Source organism: Pseudomonas sp. HMSC063H08, assembly GCF_001813645.1.
In the GTDB taxonomy this organism is placed as follows: domain Bacteria; phylum Pseudomonadota; class Gammaproteobacteria; order Pseudomonadales; family Pseudomonadaceae; genus Pseudomonas; species Pseudomonas aeruginosa.
Genome location: NZ_KV813446.1, coordinates 455 through 925 on the forward strand (window position 1 = coordinate 455; position 471 = coordinate 925).

1 protein-coding gene is annotated in these 471 nt (G+C 61.6%); it reads right to left on the reverse strand.

The window, feature by feature from the left end; translation table 11 throughout:
- On the reverse strand, positions 1 to 471 hold a 471-nt coding region (locus tag HMPREF2924_RS36985), incomplete at both ends, for an ATPase, T2SS/T4P/T4SS family (protein WP_256567957.1).

Here is a 471-nt window from a genome sequence, read left to right on the forward strand (position 1 = left end):
TTGATGCCTTCGCCGCGAATGCGGTATTCCGGTGGATCCTCGATGGTCAGGATATGCTTGGATCCGCCATGCAGCTTATCGAGTCCTTCCATGGTGACCTTCAAGGTCATCGACTTCCCTGACCCGGTGGGGCCGGACAGGATGTTGATGCCGTAGGGCATACGCATCATGCGATCGAACAGTGCGTTCTGCTCGGGCAGGTAGCCGAGCTGCTCCAGGCTGTCGAGGCCGGTATCGTCGTAGAGCAGCCGCAGGATCATCAGGAACCCACCGGCGCGCGGGCGGGTCGCGATCCGGGCGCCGAACAGGTTCAGCTTCTCGACGAAGGCCTGGCTCATCCGCGCGTCCTGGTCAAGTTGTGGCTTGAAAAGCGGCTCGGCCACGTCGCACATGGACTGGTAGATGGTTGCGCAAAGTTCGTGCAGTTCCTGGCTGCGGTACTGCTCGACGGTCTTCAGCAGGCCGTCGACG